The 19,178-nt window shown below is 61.3% G+C and carries 17 protein-coding genes and 1 tRNA gene; 8 read left to right on the top strand and 10 right to left on the bottom strand.

The window, feature by feature from the left end; translation table 11 throughout:
• Positions 1 to 362 precede the first annotated feature (362 nt).
• Together msrQ and msrP are read right to left on the bottom strand one after the other, a co-directional pair.
• On the bottom strand, positions 363 to 986 hold the full coding sequence (gene msrQ, locus K3555_RS00335) for a protein-methionine-sulfoxide reductase heme-binding subunit MsrQ (RefSeq protein ID WP_260006994.1): 624 nt from the start codon (positions 984 to 986) through the stop codon (positions 363 to 365).
• Positions 987 to 999: 13 nt separating this feature from the next.
• Positions 1,000 to 1,905: a protein-methionine-sulfoxide reductase catalytic subunit MsrP gene (gene msrP / locus K3555_RS00330; protein WP_260006993.1), complete on the bottom strand. Its 906-nt coding sequence runs from the start codon at positions 1,903 to 1,905 to the stop codon at positions 1,000 to 1,002.
• A gap of 276 nt (positions 1,906 to 2,181) precedes the next feature.
• On the opposite strand from msrP, the gene K3555_RS00325 reads away from it, so the two are divergent.
• Complete coding sequence (locus K3555_RS00325; protein WP_260006992.1) at positions 2,182 to 2,619, top strand: DUF302 domain-containing protein; 438 nt, start codon at positions 2,182 to 2,184, stop codon at positions 2,617 to 2,619.
• 99 nt (positions 2,620 to 2,718) lie between these two features.
• Complete coding sequence (locus K3555_RS00320) at positions 2,719 to 3,285, top strand: hypothetical protein (protein ID WP_260006991.1); 567 nt, start codon at positions 2,719 to 2,721, stop codon at positions 3,283 to 3,285.
• Between the two features lie 16 nt (positions 3,286 to 3,301).
• On the opposite strand, the gene K3555_RS00315 is transcribed toward K3555_RS00320, so the two are convergent.
• A complete protein-coding gene (locus K3555_RS00315) occupies positions 3,302 to 3,577 on the bottom strand; it encodes a helix-turn-helix transcriptional regulator (RefSeq protein ID WP_260006990.1) in 276 nt (91 codons plus the stop codon).
• 596 nt (positions 3,578 to 4,173) lie between these two features.
• On the bottom strand, positions 4,174 to 6,792 hold the full coding sequence (clpB, locus tag K3555_RS00310; RefSeq protein ID WP_260006989.1) for an ATP-dependent chaperone ClpB: 2,619 nt from the start codon (positions 6,790 to 6,792) through the stop codon (positions 4,174 to 4,176).
• Between the two features lie 335 nt (positions 6,793 to 7,127).
• On the opposite strand from clpB, the gene pyrF reads away from it, so the two are divergent.
• Positions 7,128 to 7,844, top strand: a complete 717-nt coding sequence (gene pyrF / locus K3555_RS00305; RefSeq protein WP_260006988.1) for an orotidine-5'-phosphate decarboxylase — start codon at positions 7,128 to 7,130, stop codon at positions 7,842 to 7,844.
• Between the two features lie 496 nt (positions 7,845 to 8,340).
• On the opposite strand, the gene K3555_RS24750 is transcribed toward pyrF, so the two are convergent.
• Positions 8,341 to 8,556: an NUDIX domain-containing protein gene (locus K3555_RS24750; RefSeq protein ID WP_311200006.1), complete on the bottom strand. Its 216-nt coding sequence runs from the start codon at positions 8,554 to 8,556 to the stop codon at positions 8,341 to 8,343.
• A gap of 94 nt (positions 8,557 to 8,650) precedes the next feature.
• On the opposite strand from K3555_RS24750, the gene K3555_RS00295 reads away from it, so the two are divergent.
• A complete protein-coding gene (locus K3555_RS00295; protein WP_259989035.1) occupies positions 8,651 to 9,904 on the top strand; it encodes a DNA polymerase IV in 1,254 nt (417 codons plus the stop codon).
• Between the two features lie 20 nt (positions 9,905 to 9,924).
• Here K3555_RS00295 and K3555_RS00290 read toward each other — a convergent pair whose 3' ends face one another.
• Positions 9,925 to 10,785 carry an N-formylglutamate amidohydrolase gene (locus K3555_RS00290; protein WP_260006987.1) on the bottom strand — a complete coding sequence of 287 codons (861 nt, stop codon included), beginning with the start codon at positions 10,783 to 10,785 and terminating at the stop codon, positions 9,925 to 9,927.
• Between the two features lie 162 nt (positions 10,786 to 10,947).
• Between K3555_RS00290 and K3555_RS00285 the strand changes: the two genes are divergently transcribed.
• From K3555_RS00285 to K3555_RS00270, 4 genes are all read left to right on the top strand, one after another.
• A tRNA-Val gene (locus K3555_RS00285) sits at positions 10,948 to 11,022 on the top strand.
• Between the two features lie 78 nt (positions 11,023 to 11,100).
• Positions 11,101 to 11,226 (top strand): type B 50S ribosomal protein L36, encoded by a 126-nt coding sequence (gene ykgO / locus K3555_RS00280; RefSeq protein ID WP_005648635.1) that lies wholly within the window; start codon positions 11,101 to 11,103, stop codon positions 11,224 to 11,226.
• A 393-nt stretch (positions 11,227 to 11,619) separates the two neighbouring features.
• A complete protein-coding gene (locus tag K3555_RS00275) occupies positions 11,620 to 12,636 on the top strand; it encodes a Fe(3+) ABC transporter substrate-binding protein (protein WP_260006985.1) in 1,017 nt (338 codons plus the stop codon).
• Positions 12,637 to 12,856: 220 nt separating this feature from the next.
• Positions 12,857 to 13,717, top strand: coding sequence for a GTP-binding protein (locus K3555_RS00270; protein ID WP_260006983.1), 861 nt, complete (start codon positions 12,857 to 12,859; stop codon positions 13,715 to 13,717).
• 61 nt (positions 13,718 to 13,778) lie between these two features.
• Here the strand turns inward: K3555_RS00270 and K3555_RS00265 are convergent, their stop codons facing one another.
• From K3555_RS00265 to K3555_RS00250, 4 genes are all read right to left on the bottom strand, one after another.
• Positions 13,779 to 15,458 (bottom strand): iron ABC transporter permease, encoded by a 1,680-nt coding sequence (locus K3555_RS00265; RefSeq protein ID WP_260006982.1) that lies wholly within the window; start codon positions 15,456 to 15,458, stop codon positions 13,779 to 13,781.
• A 162-nt stretch (positions 15,459 to 15,620) separates the two neighbouring features.
• On the bottom strand, positions 15,621 to 16,838 hold the full coding sequence (locus K3555_RS00260; RefSeq protein WP_259989025.1) for a phenylacetate--CoA ligase family protein: 1,218 nt from the start codon (positions 16,836 to 16,838) through the stop codon (positions 15,621 to 15,623).
• A 17-nt stretch (positions 16,839 to 16,855) separates the two neighbouring features.
• On the bottom strand, positions 16,856 to 17,704 hold the full coding sequence (locus K3555_RS00255) for an ABC transporter ATP-binding protein (protein ID WP_260006981.1): 849 nt from the start codon (positions 17,702 to 17,704) through the stop codon (positions 16,856 to 16,858).
• Between the two features lie 117 nt (positions 17,705 to 17,821).
• The gene (locus tag K3555_RS00250) at positions 17,822 to 19,105 is read right to left on the bottom strand and encodes an ABC transporter substrate-binding protein (RefSeq protein WP_260006980.1); all 1,284 of its coding nucleotides are present in this window, start codon (positions 19,103 to 19,105) and stop codon (positions 17,822 to 17,824) included.
• Positions 19,106 to 19,178 lie beyond the last annotated feature (73 nt).

Here is a 19,178-nt window from a genome sequence, read left to right as displayed (position 1 = left end):
AGAAAAGATACAAACACAATAAAATCAACGACTTACGCATCAAAAAAGTCAGTAATCCTGACCCGGATGCTGCAGCCGCAAACACCGCAGAACACCCAAACCGCCCCAGCACCGGACTTACCCACAGAAAGCCCCCGCTTATCCACAGATCCGCCGCCCGGAATCACAGCAAATCACCCCTCCGGAAACGAGTCGCCCCGCCCGGAACCGCAACAATCCAGACAAAAGCCCCCTCCCCGCGCCGCCCCGGTCAAAAATACCCAGCCAGAAATCCCGCCAATGCAAAAAAGAAAACAGCACATAACAAAAAGACGGCCACAAAGGCCGCCTTTCTAGTCCAACGCTGATGACGCGGATCCGGTTCAGGCCCGGCCTGATGCCCTGGGTGCAGACTGCCGCTTCCGGAATTGAGCAGCAGGCAATCGAAGGGCCAGCAGGACAACCACTGCTCCAAGATAGAACAGCGGTTCAACTTGGAAGCCTTTCACCAGCATTACATAGTGCAGCGCCCCTAGAAGACCTGCCGCATAGGTCAGCCTGTGCAACCGCGGCCAGGCACGCCCCAGCCGTCGGACAGAGAAATTGTTGGAGGTCAAAGCCAGCGGAAGCATCAGGACAAAGCCCGCCATACCAATGGTGATGTAAGGACGCTTGGCAATATCAGCGAGGATCTGGCCAAGGATCTGCACGTCCAGCACCAGCCAGACCAGCAAATGGCAAGACACATAGAAGAAGCACAGCAGGCCGATCGACCGGCGGAACTTCATCAGGTTCAATCCCAGCAGCCGGCGCATCGGGGAAATGGAAAGTGTCAGAACCATCAGCTGCAGCGCCAGTTCGCCATATTCATGCTCCAGTGCCTTGATCGGCTCTATCCCCAGGCCGCCAGTGAGGCCGAGGTAAAAGAGCCAGAACGCAGGCAGTGCCCCGAGCAGGTAAACTGCCCAGACTGGAAAGCGGCGGAAAAACTGGTTTACCGTGTCCATCAGGCGGCTCCGGTCAGAAGTGCTGGGCAAGGTTCATCCCGTCATACAGGGCGGCCACTTCGTTCCCGTAGCCATTGAACATCAGCGTCGGCTGGCGCTTGGCGAACAGCCCGCCGCCGATACGGCGCTCGCTGGCCTGGCTCCAGCGCGGATGCGAGACATCGGGGTTCACATTACTATAGAAGCCGTATTCCCGGCCATTGGCCATATTCCAGCTGGTCGGCGGCTCCTGATCCGTCAGGGTGATGCGCACGACGGATTTGATCGACTTGAAACCGTACTTCCATGGAACCACCAGCCGCAGCGGTGCGCCGTTCTGGTTGGGCAGCGGCTTGCCGAAGATACCTGTTGCCATCATCGACAGCGGGTTCATCGCCTCATCCAGGCGCAGCCCTTCACGATAAGGCCAGTCCAGCACCTTATAGGCGGTGCCCGGCATTTCAGATGGCCGGTACAGCGTCTCAAATGCAACGTATTTGGCGCCGTCCTGCACGCCTGCAAAGTTCAGCAAATCGGCAAGTTCGAATCCTTGCCAGGGCACCACCATGGACCAGGCCTCGACACAGCGGAAACGGTAGATACGTTCCTCCAGTGTCATTTCGCCCAGGATCTGCTCAAAGGAATAATCACCCGGCTTGTCCACCAAACCGTCAATCTTAACGCTCCAGGGCGTGGTTGTCATCCGGTCCGCGTATTTGGACGGGTCGCCTTTGCCGGTGCCGAATTCATAGAAGTTGCAGTAGTTGGTCACCTCTTCCCAAGTATTGGGTTCCAACGCCTCCTCCGCACGCACGCTGGTGCCTAGCGCCGCGGCCAGCCCGCTGCCTGCCAGCCCCGCCATGATCTGGCGGCGGTTCCAGAACGCAGCCTCCGGGGTTGCATCTGCAAGGGTCAAATCATTGGTCCAGCGGCGCGCCATCTGCGTCTCCTGAGTTTACTGCTCCCTTTCAGGTAACGGTCCCGTGCGCAAAACCCAAAACATATCCTGTAACGACTGCGCGAGAGAACTGTAACGTTGCACAGCCTTCTTCATTCCACGTTAACAAAAGAGGCTTTCAGCGGCGCGGCGCCTGAACCGGCTATGCGGAAACTTTCCGGTGGCGGTTGCCCCCATCTCATGCAAAAAATGTAATATGTTAGCGCACGGCCCTGCAGGGCAGCACGCGCGGATCAGCAATCACCAGGGAGATGCCCGATGAAGATGTATGCAGTTGCAGCAGCCCTTGCCCTCAGCACTGGCACGGCTGCGGCGCAGGACATGGTGAGCTACACCACCCCCCTGCCCTTTGATGACGTAACCTTCGGGCTTGAAAGCGCCATCACCAACCGGGGCCTGCGGATCGACCACATCAGCCATGTGGGCGACATGCTGGAACGCACCCGCGCCGATGTCGGCTCGGATATTGTGCTGTTTGAACATGCGCAGGTTTTCTCTTTCTGCTCCGCCAAACTGTCGCGCCAGGTGATGGAGGCCAACCCGATGAACATCACCTTCTGCCCTTATGACATATTCGTGGCCCAGCCCCCCGGTGCAGAAGACGTCACCATCGGCTTTCGCGCCTTCCCCGAGGGCGAGATGCAGGTGATCCACGATCTGCTGGACGGCATCGTGCAGGAGGCGATCGAGGAGTAAGCTCCGGAGTATCCCCTGGCTGCGAAATTCCCCGCTGCACTGCCTGCGCGTTTTCACTATGCTGGCCGGAAACTGAAATTCCGGCACGGGCAGACCATGATGAAATCCCTTTTTGCTTACCTGATGATGCTGGCAGCCGCCACGCTGGCTGGCTGCGCTACCGGCCCCGCGGCGACCAAGAACGATGTCCAAGAACTCTCGCTGGCGCTGCAAACCCTGGATCCGAAAGTGGACCCGGTTGAGGCTCGCCGCGCGGCCGAGATCGCCTACAGATACTCCGCCAGGCTGGCCGAGCAATATAATGTCACCACCTCGCCGATCCTGCACAACACGATGGTGAACACCGGGGTCAAGGACCGCGGCCTTTGCGTGCATTATGCCGAGGACATGCAGGCGCGGCTTAGCCAGGAGAACTTCCAAACGCTCACGATGCTGCGCGCAATTGCCGAACCTAAAAACGATTTCCGCATCGACCACAGCACTGCAGTGATCGCCGCCAAAGGCGACGGAATAAATGAGGGCATCGTGCTTGACCCCTGGCGCTACGGCGGCAAGCTGTTCTGGTCCGCCACTGCCGAAGACGGACGCTACAATTGGGAACCCCGCCTGCAAGTCCTGCGCCGCAAATATGAACGGCGGGTGGCCAAGGACGCGGTAGCACAGTGAGGCTGCATCCCCAGGACTACGGGTCAGCTGCGGCAATAGCCGCCCGGAACTGACCCGGGGTCATTCCGAACTGCTTCTTAAATGCGCTGATAAAGTGGGACGTGCTGTCATAGCCGACGGCCAGCCCGATGCCGGTGACCGCCTCTCTGGTGTTTTCCAGCAACCCCTTGGCCTGATCCAGCTTGCGTTGCTTGCGCCATTGCGCTGACGACGCACCAAAAATACGCCGGAACTCTCTGTTGAATGTCGGAACAGAGCGGCCGGACAATGCTGCAAGGTCACCAATGAGCAAATCGTGACCCTGAAACGCCCTGGCCACATAAGCGGCTGTCCGCGGTTTTGACGGCGCCCTGTCGGTCACACTTTATTATGATGAGGAAACACGCGGCCTGCTGATTGTTGAGGAATGGCTCTCAAAACAGCACCACGCCGCCTACATCCAGGCCATTTCCGAAAACGGTGTCCTCGCCAGCCTGGCCGCATTCATGACCGCACCGCCAGAGGTTCGTTACTACAAAAGGCTGGTGATCTGATGGCAAGCTGTTCCAAAGGCATTTTGCGCCGCACGACCCTTAGCTGCACAGCCGCTGCCGCCGCGGCGGCTTGGTTTTCGCCGGCGATTGCTGCGACGGCACCGGCAGAGATACGGTTCCATACCGTAAAGCTCCGCAAATCGGGCACGGCTGAATACCTTCTGGGCATGCGCCGCAACCCGTCGTCATTCAGCCAACTGGTACTGGAGAATGAGGACTTTTGCCAAACCCTGGCGGGTGAACGCACCCGAACGGGCGCGCGCCGTTTGGAATTATAACGTTCCCCTATTCATGACAAAGGCCCGCCGCCCATCGCTGGCGGGCCTTCCTTGTTGCTTTTCCTTATTACTTCCCCTCAATGCACCACGGCATCGTCTGGCTTGGGCCGGTCGGACGTCCCCAGCCGGCCGCCGATGATCAACCCCTCGCTGCCAGCCGAGACCGGAACGGTGTCGCCGTCCTTGATCTCGCCACCCAGCAGGGCCTCGGCGAGCGGGTTTTGCAGGGCGCGCTGGATCACCCGCTTCAGGGGGCGGGCGCCGAACACCGGGTCATAGCCCTCATCCGCCAGCCAGGTCTTGGCCGCCTCGTCCAGCTCCAGCGCGATCTTGCGCGCCGCCAGCCGCTTCAGCAGCCGCGCCAGCTGGATTTCGACAATGCCGTCCATATCCGCCCGCGCCAAACGGTCAAAGATGATGGTCTCATCCAGACGGTTCAGGAATTCAGGCCGGAAATGCGCCTTGACCGCATCCATCACGTCGCGCCGCGCATCCGAGGCATCAGCACCCTCGGGCAGCTGGCTAAGCGCCTGCGCGCCCAGGTTCGAGGTCAGGATGATCAGCGTCTGCTTGAAGTCCACGGTGCGGCCCTGACCATCGGTCAGCATGCCGTCGTCCAGCACCTGCAGCAGCACGTTGAACACATCCGGATGCGCCTTTTCGACCTCGTCAAACAGCACCACCTGATAGGGGCGGCGGCGCACGGCCTCTGTCAGCATTCCGCCTTCGTCATAGCCGACATAGCCCGGAGGCGCACCGATCAGCCGGGCGACCGAGTGTTTCTCCATGAACTCGGACATGTCGACGCGGACCATCGCGTGCTCGTCGTCGAACAGGAAACCGGCAACCGCCTTGGTCAGTTCGGTCTTGCCAACACCGGTCGGCCCGAGGAACAGGAACGACCCCAGCGGCCGGTTCTCGTCATTCAGGCCTGCACGTGCCCGGCGTACAGCATTGGCCACTGCAGTCACCGCAGTGTTTTGGCCGATCACCCGGCGGTGCAGATCATCTTCCATGCGCAGCAGCTTCTCGCGCTCGCCCTCCAGCATTTTGGAGGTCGGAATACCGGTCCAACGCTCCACAACAGCCGCGATCTGCTCCGGCCTCACGGCCTCTTCGACCATCAGGCCCTTTTCTTCGCGGCTCTCGGCATCGGACAGCTGCTTTTCCAGCCCTGGAATAACGCCATAAGACAGCTCTCCCGCCTTGGCGAGGTTGCCCTCCCGCTTGGCTATGTCCAGGTCGGCGCGGGCACGGTCCAGCTGCTCTTTCAGGTCGCGGGCCCCTGCCAGCTTGTCCCGTTCCGACTGCCACTGAGCGGTCATCTCGGCCGACTGCTCCTGCAGGTCCGACAGTTCCTTCTGCAGCGTCGTTAGCCGGTCCTTTGAGGCCGCGTCGTCCTCAAGCTTCAGCGCCTCTTCCTCGATCTGCATCTGCAGGATCTGCCGGTCCAGCGCATCCAATTTCTCGGGCTTGGAATCCACCTGCATGCGCAGGCGGCTGGCGGCCTCGTCCATCAGATCGATAGCCTTGTCCGGCAAAAAGCGGTCGGTGATATAGCGGTTTGACAGGGTCGCCGCTGCGACCAGCGCCGCATCGGCAATCCGCACCCCGTGGTGCAGCTCATACTTCTCCTTGATACCGCGCAGGATAGAAACAGTGTCTTCCACCGTCGGCTCGGTTACCATCACCGGCTGGAACCGGCGGGCCAGCGCCGCGTCCTTCTCCACATACTTGCGGTATTCATCCAGAGTGGTCGCGCCGACACAATGCAGCTCGCCGCGCGCCAGCGCCGGCTTGATCAGGTTGGCGGCATCCATCGCGCCGTCGGATTTGCCGGCGCCGACCAGCGTGTGCATCTCGTCGATGAACAGAATGACTTCACCGGCGGCTTCGGTCACTTCGGTCAGCACCGCCTTCAGGCGCTCCTCAAACTCGCCGCGGTACTTCGCACCGGCAATCAGCGCGCCCATATCCAGCGACAGCAGCTTCTTGTCACGCAAGGACTCCGGCACATCGCCATTGATGATGCGCAGCGCCATGCCCTCGGCAATCGCGGTCTTACCGACGCCCGGCTCACCGATCAGCACCGGATTGTTCTTGGTCCGGCGCGACAGCACCTGCATCGAACGGCGGATTTCCTCATCCCGCCCGATGATCGGGTCGATCTTTCCCTCCCGCGCCGCCTCGGTCAGGTCACGGGCGTATTTCTTCAGCGCATCATAGCCTTCCTCAGCGGTGGCTGAGTCAGCGGTGCGTCCCTTGCGGATGTCATTGATCGCCTCATTCAGCTTCTGTGCAGAGACAGCACCGGCTTCCAGGGCGTCCTTCGCCTTGGACTTCACCATGCACAGCGCCATCAGCAGGCGTTCAACCGGCACAAAGCTGTCGCCTGCCTTCTCGGCAATCCTGGCAGCCTCGTCCAGCACCTTGGCAGTCTGGCCGTCCAAATAGATCTGCGCCGCGTCTCCGCTCACCTTCGCCTGCTTGGCAACAGCAGCCTCGACAGCCTCAACCACGCGCGCCGGTGCGCCGCCCGCGCGGGAGATCAGGTTGCTCGCCAGCCCCTGATCATCATCCATCAATGCTTTCAGAATGTGCTCTGGCACCAGCCGCTGATGCCCTTCGCGCATCGCAATCGTCTGCGCCGCCTGCACGAATCCGCGTGCACGCTCAGTGAACTTGTTCAAGTCCATCTTGCTCTCCTTTATCAAGCGCCCGATGTTTGGCAGCGCCCGCCCTGCGGCACGCCCCTGTCCGGGCCTCAAGGTTCAATGTGGGAAGCAAACCAGCCGCTTCAAGATCAGTAAACACCGAAAAGATGAGCAAATCCCTGACCTGCGTCAACTTCCCCGGCGCCACAGGAGTGACCGCGCCGCGGCGACGCGGCGCGGGACCCAAAACTGTATTCTGCCCCCGCACCGGGGCAGCTTCAGTTGCGGGAGCCCAGTCTGCACCTTGCCCAACCGAAGCCCCTTGCGTATGAAACGCCAGTTTCCAGCCAAACCCGCCTGCCAAATGAGGACCCACCATGACCCAAGCCCCGCGCGTCGACGACCGTCTGATTGTTGCCATGGATGTCCCCAACGCGCTGAATGGCCTGAAGCTGGCCGAACAGCTGGGAGATGCGGTCTCCTTCTACAAGATCGGCCTAGGCATGCTGACCGGAGGCGGGCTGGCGCTGGCAAATGAGCTGAAGCAGGAGCACGGCAAGCGTATCTTCCTCGACATGAAGCTGTTCGACATCGGCGCCACCGTGGAAAATGCGGTGCGCGGTCTGGCCCAGTTCAATCTCGATTTCCTCACCGTTCATGGCGACCCTTACGTTGTGCAGGCGGCCAAGGAAGGCGCTGCCGGCAAGGACCTCAAGATCCTCGCCGTCACCATCCTCACCTCACTGGACCGCCAGGACTTGGACGGCGCGCTGATCAAAGAGGGTGCGGTGCAGGATCTGGTACTGGAACGCGCAGGCAACGCCTTTGCCGCCGGCGCCGACGGGGTGATCGCCAGCCCGCAGGAAGCGGCCCTGATCCGCGCCCTGCCCGAAGCCGAAGGCAAGCTGATCGTCACCCCCGGCGTCCGCCCCGCCGGTGCCGACCTCGGCGACCAAAAACGGGTCGCGACACCTGCGAGCGCTATTGCTGACGGTGCTGACCATATCGTTGTTGGCCGTCCGATCTGGCAGGCAAACAGCCCCCGCGCCGCAGCCGAAGCCATCCTGGCTGAGCTGGCCGGCGTGCAGGATTAATACCGAACATCCACAGGCTGCCTGCGCTGCAAACGCTTCCCGTGCCTTCATGCCTAAAAATTAGGCGGGAATAAATCTTTTGCGCCATGCACAATCCGCCAGTGGGAGCCATGGTTCAAAAGTATAGTGACGCCACGTCAAGCAATTCTTTTCACTGATAAATCCGCCGGGAGCGGCAGAATCTGCGCCAAATTGCCCTGTGCCCTCAAAAGCACACCACGCAGCCCCGCAAACTCTGCCCGCTGCCGCGGACTTTGCGAATTACCGCCGACTGAGCGAGTCTAGGACTTGAGACACTCCCCAGACGGGCTTTTCTTCCTGAGACCCGTCACCTCCCCCCGCTAATTAGCGGGGGATCTTTCTTTCAGCCCCATGCAAACCGCCCGCTCCGCAAGGCAGTGCCTTAGTCGTCCGGCAAGATGCGGCACCGCCAACGAGTGCGCGCTTTAGGTATTCCGCGGCATAATCGCCCCTCCCTGCCCCTCCTCTCCGAATTTCACCTGTCTGGCGGCAGCATTAGGCCAACTTCTTCCCGGGTCTCCCGCAGCGCGCAGGCTTCGGGACTTTTGCCGCCTTCGCGCCCGTCGCCCGGCAGGTCCCAAAACCCGGGGTATGGGGTATCCCGCTTGTCGTCCCGCTGGATCCCCAGCAATTCTTGCCCCAGAAAAAGAGCCGGCTTTGCACCTGAAAAATCTTCGTCTGCTCGTGCCATGATCTGTCACTTGGACACGGGCCGCGTTAAAGACAAGGCCTCCGCCGCAAGCTATACTAGCCCGTCCCTTGATCCAGCAGAATCCTTGCCCGCCATGCATGCCCTGTGCCGAGACTGCCTGAGCCAGATTGCCCCTGCCCGGCGCTGTCCGCATTGCGGCAGCCCGCGGATCAAGACGCATGCAGAGCTGTTTTCCCTCACCATCGCCCATATGGACTGCGATGCCTTTTATGCCAGCGTCGAAAAGCGCGACAATCCAGAACTGGCCGCCAAGCCGGTGATCATCGGGGGCGGCAAACGCGGTGTGGTGTCCACCGCCTGTTACGTCGCCCGCATCCGCGGAGTGCGCTCGGCCATGCCAACGTTCCAGGCCTTGAAACTCTGCCCCGATGCAGTGTTCATCAAACCGCGGATGAGCGTCTACGTCGAGGTCAGCCGCGAAATCCGCAAGTTGATGAACGAGCTCACCCCTGAGGTGGAGCCGCTGTCGCTGGATGAAGCCTTCATGGACCTCAGCGGCACCGAAAAACTGCATGGTGCGCCGCCCGCCGTGATGCTGGCCCGGCTGGTCAAACGGATGAAGGACGAATTGGGCGTCACCGGTTCCATCGGCCTGTCGCATAATAAGTTCTTGGCCAAAGTTGCATCCGACCTCGACAAACCGCGCGGGTTCTCGGTGATTGGCAAGGCAGAAACCGCTGATTTCCTACGCGAAAAACCGGTGCGGCTGATCTGGGGCATTGGCCCCGCTGCCCAGGCAAGTCTGGAAAAGGCGGGCATCCGCACATTCTCGGACCTTTTGCGTTGGGACCGCGAGGCCCTGCACAGCCGCTTCGGCTCGATGGGGGACCGGCTCTGGCACCTGGCCCGCGGCCAGGACCGGCGCCGGGTTTCGGCCAATGCCCCCGTCAAATCGATTTCCAAGGAAACCACGTTTTTTGAAGACACCGCCAGCATAGACATTCTGGATGGTCATCTGTGGCGGCTTGCAGAACAGGTTTCCGACCGCGCCAAGGCGCGGGAGCTTGCAGGCCGGGTTGTCACCCTCAAACTGAAACGCGCCAATCATTCCGCATTGACCCGGCGGGTGACACTGCACAGTCCCACCCAGATCGCCGACCGCATTTACCGCACCGCACGCAACCTTTTGGACCAGGCGGGCAACCAAGGGCCCTACCGGCTGCTGGGCTGCGGCATCTCTGATCTCGTGCCCGAGTCGCAAGCCGACGAAACCGGCGACCTGCTGGATCCGCAGGCCGGCAAGCGGGCCGAGGCAGAACGCGCCACCGACGCCATCCGCAAGCGATTTGGAGATAGTGCGATTCTGAAAGGCCGCGCGCTGCGCTGAGCCGCGCAGGCGTTTTCTTCTTACTCCGCCGCCAGCGGCAGTTCCTCACGCCCAATCGCCGCAATCTCGGCAATCACTTGGCGCAACAGCTGCTGCAGCGGTTCAAAGTTCCCGTTGGGACGGATTTTAGCCTCATCCATATACAACGCCCGGTCTATTTCGATCTGAACCGCGTGCTGCCGCCGCGATGGGCGGCCATAGGTCTGGGCGATATAGGCCCCGGCAAACGGCGTATTGCGGGCGACGTTCAGCCCGGCCGCTGCAAAGGCAGCCTCGATCCGGTCCACAACGCTTCTATCGGCTGCGGCGCCGAAGCGGTCGCCCAGTACCACCTCGGGTTTGCCGCCCTTGCACGGAACCATGGTGTCGATCGCCTCATGCGGCATCGAATGGCAATCGACCAGGATCGCTTGGCCGAAATGCTGATGCGCCTGCTCCAGAAGCCCCTTCAGCGCCTGGTGGTAGGGGTGCCAGCAGCATCTGATCCGCTGCTCAGCTTCCGCCGCCGGCAGTTTACCGCGGTAAATGGCACGGCCATTGGCCACCACCCGGGGAATCACCCCAAGGCCGGACGCCACCCGCGGGTTCTGCCCGCGCCGCTGCACCCCTTCGATCACCGCCGGATCCAGCTCATCCGGAGACCGGTTCAGATCCAGGTAGGCACGCGGCTTGACTGCCATCAGCAGCGGCGATCCAAACTCTGGCGCGGCCTGGAACAGCCGGTCGACAAAGGCGTCCTCCGAGCTGCGGATCTCCCTCCGTCCCAGAATCGACTGGGCAAGAAAGGAATCGGAATAGTCCGTGCCGCTGTGCGGAGAGGCAAAAACCACGGCGGACGCCAGTTTCTGCGGTGAAATCACGGAAAACGCTGTATCAGGCATCCTTGCTCCGGTGCTTCTTGTGCAAGAAACAGCATATCGCGGAAATTTCTGCGGTCAAAAGCTCTTGCACCCCTGAGCGACTCTATTTATAGACCCCCTCACCGGCGCGGCACCCCGCGCCCCTTTCACTTCTAAGGGGCAGGACGGCGCGCAGGCCAGAGTGGGCGATTAGCTCAGCGGTAGAGCACTTCGTTGACATCGAAGGGGTCACAAGTTCGATCCTTGTATCGCCCACCATTCATTCACGGCTTCGGCTTCGGCCAGGCCACCCGCTAACCCAGGCGCTGGTTCGCGCCGCAGACAAGGAGAGAGACCATGAAGGTCAAGAACTCGCTCCGTTCGCTGAAGAACCGGCACCGCGATTGCCGGGTTGTGCGCCGCAAGGGCCGCGTTTACGTGATCAACAAGACCCAGCGCAAGTTCAAAGCGCGCCAGGGCTAAGATCCGATACAGCGACACGCAGAAAACCGCATCACCTGATGCGGTTTTTTTGCGTTTGGCAGCTACGGTTTCCGGAAAAGACACAGGCAAACGCTTCCGCGCCCGCAGATCCCCCGGCCAAAACCGGGCGAGTCTTCGCGGCCTTGGGCGGGGCACCGCGCATGGCGCGGTGCCCCGCCCAAGCGGAGCGGGCTTTGCCAAAAGTCCGGCGACAGGCGGGAGCGCCCCGGCATCTGCCCCTCCTCTTTAGCTCCTGCCGCCTGCTCTCAGTTGCCGCCAGCCCAGGCCGGGAACTCACCAAGTATTTCAGTCGGAAATCCGTTGCATCTTCTGTCAATTGCTTTAATTGACTATTTCAGTCGGAATAAAAGCCACAGAAGAACGGGACACCCAATGCTGAAAGCCACCACCGTACTGGCCGGCGCCCTGACCGCTGCCATTGCCACCTCAGCTGCCGCCGAAGGCGAGCTGAACATCTATTCGTCGCGCCACTATGACACCGACGAACAGCTCTATTCGGAATTCGAAGCGGCCACCGGCATCACCATCAACCGCATCGAAGGCAACGCGGATGAGCTGATCGCCCGGATGAACGCCGAAGGTGAGAATTCCCCTGCCGACATCCTGATCACCGTCGACACCTCGCGTCTGACCCGCGCCAAGGACGCCGGTGTGCTGCAAAGCATCGACAGCGATGTACTGGAAGCCCGCGTGCCCGCCTATCTGCAGGATGAGGACAATCAGTGGTTCGGCTTCAGCCAACGCTCACGGATCATCTTCTATGACAAGGATGAAGTGGCCACCCCGCCGCTCACCTATCTGGATCTGGCAGACCCCGCATACAAAGGCCAGGTCTGCATCCGCTCTTCCAAGAACACTTACAACCAGACCCTTTTGGCCTCGATCGTGACTCACCACGGCACCGAAAAAGCCCGGGAATGGGCTGAGGGCGTCGTCGCCAACATGGCCCGCGACCCGCAGGGCGGCGACACTGACCAGATGCGCGGCATCATCTCAGGCGAATGCGATATCGCGGTGGCCAACACCTACTACTTCGCACGTTCGATCCGCAAAAACGTCAAGGGCATCTCGGACGGCCGCGATCAGATCGGCTGGCTGTTTCCCTCGCAGAATACAGAAGGCGCGCATATGAACCTCTCGGGCGGCGGTGTGGCAGCCCATGCGCCGAACAAGGAAAACGCCATCCAGTTCCTGGAATATCTCGCCGGTGATTCCGCCCAAGCGTATTTCTCGGCCGGGAATGACGAATACCCGGCGGTGCCCGGTGTCGGTCTGGCCCCCTCGATCGCAGCGCTTGGCCACTTCAAGCCGGATGACGTGAGCCTTTCGGACGTTGCCAAGAATCTTCCCGAAGCACAGAAGATCTTCAACAACGCAGGCTGGAAGTAAGTCCAGCCGTCAGCCAGCACGAAAAAAGCGCGGCTTGGGCCGCGCTTTTTTTACAGCTGCTGGTTCCACAAAAACACAGGCACGTCCCCTGACGAAAGATTGAAGCTGACAGAGCTTTTGCTAGACCCGTTCGGGCCACCGGCCTATAGATTCCCGCATCTTGAATTTCGGGGGGAATCATGCAGTCGAGGGCTTTCCGCGCTCTGGAGGAACAGAGCGTATGAACCGGTTGCCAGTAACGATAATCAGCGGCTATCTGGGCGCTGGCAAGACCACGTTAATCAACCGCCTATTAGCCGAAGATCACGGATTGAAACTGACCGTGATCGTGAATGATTTTGGTGCAATCAACATTGATGACGCCCTGATCCAGGACACTGCTGGCGGCACGATTGCTCTCACCAATGGCTGTGCCTGCTGCACCATGGGCGATGACCTGTCTCTCGCGTTGCGCGACATCCTGAACCGGCCAGGCCGTCCGGATCATCTGGTTATCGAGGCCAGCGGCATTTCCGACCCGGTCGCCATCGCCAATTCGGTTCTGAATGAACGAGGGCTGAGTTATGGCGGCATTGTCACTCTGGTGGATGCAGAAAATGCCGGAACCCTGCTGAACGACTCGCTGGTTGCACCGCAGGCGGAGCAGCAAATCCGCGCCGCTGATCTGGTGATCGTCTCCAAATGCGATGGCATGAACCAGACGGTCTCCGCCCTGCTGGCGAAGGCCGGCGCCCGCACTCCTACCGTGCTGAATGGGTTGCCCGTGGCCGAGCTGCTGTTCGACGTGGTGCCGCTGCCCAAGGGCGCCGCTGTTGCCGCACATCCCGCCTATACCACCTGGCAGCACCGCAGCAGAGATGTGCTGGACCGCCGAGTACTGGGAAACAAGCTGGCGGCCCGGCCAGCGGGGCTTTACCGGATGAAAGGCTTTGTGCTGACCTCCGGCGGCGCATATGAGCTGCATGTCGTAGGCCGCCATGTTGAAGCCAAACGCTGTGAGGCTGAGGAAACCGTGCTGGTGGGCTTGGGTCTGGCAAACCGGATTTCCCGCGATGAGATTGAGGCCTGGTGGGCAGCCTAAGCTGCACCCGGGCTAAGAAAATTCAAATTTTCTTAGCAAGAATTTTCCAAAATTCTTGCGCCTAGCGCCGCCGGCCCACCTGACGGCAGATCAGTATCACCGGCAGCAGTCCTACCGCCATGATCACCAGCGAAGGCACCGCGGCGCCCTCCAGCCGCTCATCCGCCGCGAGCCGGTGCGCCTGCACCGCCAGCGTGTCGAAATTGAACGGCCGCATTATCAGCGTCGCGGGCAGCTCCTTCATCACATCGACAAACACAATCAGCAGCGCGGTCAGCAGGCTGGGCGTCAGGATCGGCAGATGCACCCGGCGCAGCATCCCCAGCGGCCCCTGCCCCAAGGAGCGCGCCGCCGCATCCATATTGGAATGCATAGTGGCCTGACCGCCCTCATAAGCGCCAAGCGCGGCGGCCATGAACCGCACGCCGTAAGCCGCGACCAGCAGCCAGATCGATCCTGTCACCAGCAGCCCGGTGCGGATGCCGAAACTCTCCCGAACCCAGGCATCCAGCGCGTTGTCAAAGGCGGCAAAAGGCACGATCAGCCCCACCGCGATCACCCCGCCCGGGACCGCATAGCCCAGCCGCGCAAAATAGGCCGCGGTTGAGGACACCTGCCCTGGCCGCAGCCGCTGGTAAAAGCCAAGGCACACTGCGGCTGCCACGGTCAGAACTGCAGCAATTGCCGCCAAAGTGATCGAGTTGGCAGTGAAATCGATGTAGCGCCGGCTGAACAGGTTCTGCTCAGACTCAAAACTCATCAGGAACAGCACCGCCACAGGCAGCGAAAATCCCAGCACCACCGGCACCGCGCAGAAGAAGGCCGCGACCGCTGCCTGGAGCCCCTTCAGCTCGGCCGGCGGCATCTGGTTATGATGCTTGCCCGCGTGATGATACTTCGCCCGCCCCCGTGTCGCCCGCTCCGCTACGGCGAGCGTCAGAGCAAAGCCCAACAGGCACAGAGCCAGCTGCGCCGCGCCGCCCCGGTCGCCCAGCGAAAACCAGCTGGTGTAAATCCCGGTGGCAAATGTCTGCACGCCGAAATAGGAGACCGTGCCGAAATCCGCGATGGTCTCCATCACTGCCAGCAGCACGCCCGAGGCGATCGCCGGCCGCGCCATCGGCAGGCTGACCATCCAGAATGCCTGCCAGGCGTTCTTGCCCAACGCCCGTGCCGCCAGAAAAGCGCCCGCGCTCTGCTGCAGAAACGCCGCCCGCGCTAGCAGGTAAACATAAGGGTAAAGCACCAGAACCAGCATCGCCGCTGCCCCGCCTGTGGAGCGGATCTCAGGGAACCAGTAGTCCCGCGGCCCCCAGCCGGTGACATCCCGCAGCGTGGCCTGCACGAAACCGGGGTGGTCCAGAATATGGGTATAGGCATAGGCCAGAACATAGGCCGGAAACGCCAGCGGCAGGACCAGAGCGATTTCCAGAAACCGTGCGCCGGGAAAGCGTGTCATGGTCACCAGCCAGGCTGCACCGGTGCCGATTGCAAATGTGCCAAGCGCGACCAGCGCGACCAGTGCCAGAGTCGTCAGCGAATATCCTGGCAGCACCGTGGCCGCCAGATGGCTGATCGTCTCCGTCCCGCCGAATGCCGCTGCCAGCGCCACCGCCAGCATCGGCAGCACGCAAGACAGGGCCACCGCCCAGGCCAGAACTGCAAAAACACCACCGCGGCTCCTTCCACCGCTGCGGCGCCCGTTGGGGGCATACTTTATGGGGTCATTCGCGGCAGTCATTTTACGGCAGTCACAGGTCCGGCTGATGTTTCGCGTTGCCCTATTACGACTATTCCAGTCAGAAATTCCAGCCAGAAAGCACTGCTTGCGCTCTGCCTGCCTGCTGAACAGAAAACGGGCGCCTGATGCCGGCGCCCGTACCTCTTGGATTCCGCGAAGAAATCAGTCGTAAGTCCGCTGATCCTCGATCACCAGCCCGTCCTTGGGCAATGCGTCCGGTGCCACAACTTCAACCTTGCCCTTGAGCTTCAGCACCTCGATCACAGAGCGGGCATAGGCTGCCTCGTCGCCGCCCTGCGCCTCAATCTGCACGGTCATTGCATCCATCTCGCCATCGCGGCTGGCAACCACACGCGCCTTGACGATCTCGTCATGTTTGTCGACCAGCGCCGCCACCTGCTCGGGCCGCACAAACATGCCTTTGATCTTGGTGGTCTGATCCGCCCGGCCCATCCAGCCCTTGATCCGCAAATTGGTGCGGCCGCAGGGCGAAACGCCCGGCATCACTGCCGACAGATCGCCGGTAGCAAAACGGATCAGCGGATAATCCGGGTTCAGCGTTGTCACCACAACCTCACCCACCTCACCTGGTGCCACCGGATTGCCGGTGCCGGGGGTGACAATCTCGACGATCACATGCTCGTCGACGATCATCCCTTCCATAGCCGGGCTTTCATAGGCGATATTGCCCAGATCAGCGGTGGCGTAGCACTGCAGGCAGGAAATCCCGCGATCGGCATACTCCTGACGCAGGGAAGGAAACAGCGCGCCGCCGCCCACCGCCGCCTTGGTAAAGGCCAGCTCCACACCCATGGCGCCGGCCTTGTCCAGGATCACCTTCAGGTAATCCGGCGTGCCGGCATAGGAGGTGGCACCGACATCACGCGCAGCCGTCACCTGCAGCTCTGTCTGGCCGGTGCCGGCAGGCAACACCGCCGCGCCCACCGCCCGCGCACCGTTTTCAAAGATCATGCCCGCAGGTGTCAGATGGTAGCCGAAACAGTTCTGCACCACATCGCCCCGGCCGATCCCGGCAGCGTTCAGAAACCGCCCCATCCGCCACCAGTCGCCATCCACCCCGCCCGGCTCATAGATCGGGCCGGGACTTTGGAAAACATGGGCAAAGCCGGTCGCGGGCTTCACGGTGAAACCGCCAAAGGGCGGGTTCCCGGCCTGCGCCCGGCTCAACTCCGACTTGCGCAGCACCGGCAGCGCCGCCAAGGCCTCCGCCGAGACCACCGCCGCCGGATCCACACCGTCCAGCAATTCCGCATATCCGGAGGCAGACTGCGCACGGGCGATCTGCTCCGGCAAGGCCTTGGCAAGATCTGCGGCGCGTTCATCGGCGCTGCGGGTCTCAAGCGTGTCAAAATAGGTCATCACGTCATCTCCCCGCATCAGCTCAGCCACCTCTTGCGGCGCCGGTAAGACCGCACATCGCGAAAACTCTTGCGCCCTTCATCCGACATCCCGAGGTAGAATTCCTTTACATCCGGGTTCTCCCGCAGCTCAGCCGCAGGCCCGTCCATCACCACACGGCCCGACTCCAGGATATAACCGTAATGTGCATAGCGCAGGGCCACGTTGGTGTTCTGCTCGGCCAAAAGGAAGGTCACCCCTTCCTTCTCGTTGATCGACTTCACGATCTCGAAAATCTGCTCCACCAGCTGCGGCGCCAGCCCCATCGAGGGCTCGTCCAGCAGAATCGTCTCTGGCCGGGACATCAGCGCACGGCCCATCGCCACCATCTGCTGCTCGCCGCCCGAGGTATAGCCGGCCTGGCTTTTGCGGCGCTCCTTCAGACGCGGGAAATAGTGATAGACCATCTCCAGATCGTCCTGAATCTTGGCACTGCTGTCCGAACGGGTATACGCACCGGTCAGCAGGTTTTCCTCCACCGTCAAATGCTCAAAACAATGGCGGCCTTCCATCACCTGAATGACGCCCTTCTTCACCAGCCCGGCCGGGTCCTGCTCATGGACATGCGCGCCGCGGTACTTGATCGAGCCTTTGGTGACCTCGCCGCGTTCCGAATGCAGCAGGTTCGAGATCGCCTTCAGCGTGGTGGTCTTGCCAGCCCCGTTGCCGCCCAGCAGCGCGGTTATGCCGCCCTTGGGGACATTCAGGCTGACGCCCTTCAGAACGAGGATCACGTGATTGTAGATCACCTCGATATTGTTGACCTCCAGCAGGGTCTCGGCCTGCACATCAGAGGTGTCGGCGGCGGTATTCGCTGCATCCAGCATCAAAGCGTGTCCTCATGACTGTCCCGGACCTGAACCGGAACGCTGTTGAGTGGCGCGGCAGCTCTCTGCCGCGCCGGTTGTTTCCGGCCCCGCCAAGGCAGGGGCCGGCCAAAGCCCTTACTTGCAGCGGGACTCAATGTTGTTTTCAGCCGCATAGGCGCCCGAATCTTCTTCGATCAGCGTACCGATCACTTCGGTATCGGACGGTTTGAAGTCCGAAATCAGCGACCAGGTTTTGCTCTCTGCATCCCACTGGGTCACACCCACCAGGCCAGGGCCGCCGTGGTTGTCGCAGGAAACATTGAAGCTCGGGCCAAAATTCGGCATCCCCAGCGCAGCCATTTTGGCTTCGTCGATAACCAGCGCTTCCATGCCGTCCCGCATCATCGCAGCGTCGATATCCCCGGTGCCGTGGATCTCCTGCGCGGTTTTAGCGGCCTCGGCAGCCAGCATCGCCGCGTACATGCCGCGGTTATACAGAACGTTGCCCACCTGATCGCCGGCACCTGCGGCCTTGCCCGCGTCCACGACATACTTCTGGATGTCGTCAAACACCGGGAAATCGCGGCCCACATTGTGGAAGGTCACCGCCTTGTAGCCGTCCGCCTTGTCACCTGCCGGCATCACGTCATGCTCTGCACCAGACCACCACACGCCGATGAAATTCTCCATCGGGAAACGGATGTTGGCAGCTTCCTGAATTGCCACCTGGTTCATCACACCCCAGCCCCACATCACGACATTGTCGGGACGCTCGCGGCGGATCTGCAGCCACTGCGACTTCTGCTCCTGGCCCGGGTGGTCCACCGGCAGGGCGATCAGCTCGAAACCGTGTTTCTTGGACAGCTCCTCCAGGGTACGGATCGGCTCCTTGCCATAGGCAGAGTTATGATAGATCAGCGCGATCTTCTTGCCGCTGATGTCGCCGCCGTTGGCTTCGAGCAGGTAGTTCACAACGCCCGAAGCACCGTTCCAGTAGTTGGCCGGATAGTTGAACACATGGCTGAACACTTCGCCGTTCGCCGCCGAGGTTCGGCCATAGCCCATGGTGTGCAGCGGGATGTTATCTGCGGTCACCTTGGGGATCAGCTGATAGGTGATACCGGTGGACAACGGCTGATATATCAGCGCGCCCTGACCCTTGGTCGACTCGTAGCATTCCACACCTTTCTCGGTGTTATAGCCGGTCTCGCATTCGATCACCTTGGCCGGAACACCACCGATGCCGCCATCGCGCTCGTTCAGCAGGGTGAAATAATCGTTATAGCCGTCCGAGAACGGAATGCCGCCGGCCGCATAAGGCCCGGTGCGGTAGCTGAGGTCCGGGAACACCAGGTCCGCCATTGCCGGCCCGGCTGCCATCGCGGCGCCCAGCGCCAGTGTGGTCAGTGTCTTTTTCATCGGCTTAAATCCTCCCTATGGTCTTATCCGATTGTTTCTTAAAACGGGGGTGGTCTTGCTTTTCTCCCCGCCG

It is taken from the genome of Leisingera sp. M527 (genome assembly GCF_025141525.1).
Classification (GTDB): Bacteria; Pseudomonadota; Alphaproteobacteria; order Rhodobacterales; family Rhodobacteraceae; genus Leisingera.
This window is presented reverse-complemented; position numbering and strand designations above follow the sequence as displayed.

Bases quoted from the DNA above. Each gene is read 5' to 3' on its own strand.
- K3555_RS00260 (WP_259989025.1), bottom strand. From the start codon at position 16,838: ATGACCTATTTTGACACGCTTGAGACCCGCAGCGCCGATGAACGCGCC.
- clpB (WP_260006989.1), bottom strand. From the start codon at position 6,792: ATGGACTTGAACAAGTTCACTGAGCGTGCACGCGGATTCGTGCAGGCG.
- pyrF (WP_260006988.1), top strand. From the start codon at position 7,128: ATGACCCAAGCCCCGCGCGTCGACGACCGTCTGATTGTTGCCATGGAT.
- K3555_RS00290 (WP_260006987.1), bottom strand. From the start codon at position 10,785: ATGCCTGATACAGCGTTTTCCGTGATTTCACCGCAGAAACTGGCGTCC.
- K3555_RS00250 (WP_260006980.1), bottom strand. From the start codon at position 19,105: ATGAAAAAGACACTGACCACACTGGCGCTGGGCGCCGCGATGGCAGCC.
- msrP (WP_260006993.1), bottom strand. From the start codon at position 1,905: ATGGCGCGCCGCTGGACCAATGATTTGACCCTTGCAGATGCAACCCCG.
- K3555_RS00325 (WP_260006992.1), top strand. From the start codon at position 2,182: ATGAAGATGTATGCAGTTGCAGCAGCCCTTGCCCTCAGCACTGGCACG.
- K3555_RS24750 (WP_311200006.1), bottom strand. From the start codon at position 8,556: ATGGCACGAGCAGACGAAGATTTTTCAGGTGCAAAGCCGGCTCTTTTT.
- K3555_RS00320 (WP_260006991.1), top strand. From the start codon at position 2,719: ATGAAATCCCTTTTTGCTTACCTGATGATGCTGGCAGCCGCCACGCTG.
- K3555_RS00275 (WP_260006985.1), top strand. From the start codon at position 11,620: ATGCTGAAAGCCACCACCGTACTGGCCGGCGCCCTGACCGCTGCCATT.
- K3555_RS00270 (WP_260006983.1), top strand. From the start codon at position 12,857: ATGAACCGGTTGCCAGTAACGATAATCAGCGGCTATCTGGGCGCTGGC.
- K3555_RS00255 (WP_260006981.1), bottom strand. From the start codon at position 17,704: ATGCTGGATGCAGCGAATACCGCCGCCGACACCTCTGATGTGCAGGCC.
- K3555_RS00265 (WP_260006982.1), bottom strand. From the start codon at position 15,458: ATGACTGCCGCGAATGACCCCATAAAGTATGCCCCCAACGGGCGCCGC.
- K3555_RS00295 (WP_259989035.1), top strand. From the start codon at position 8,651: ATGCATGCCCTGTGCCGAGACTGCCTGAGCCAGATTGCCCCTGCCCGG.
- ykgO (WP_005648635.1), top strand. From the start codon at position 11,101: ATGAAGGTCAAGAACTCGCTCCGTTCGCTGAAGAACCGGCACCGCGAT.
- msrQ (WP_260006994.1), bottom strand. From the start codon at position 986: ATGGACACGGTAAACCAGTTTTTCCGCCGCTTTCCAGTCTGGGCAGTT.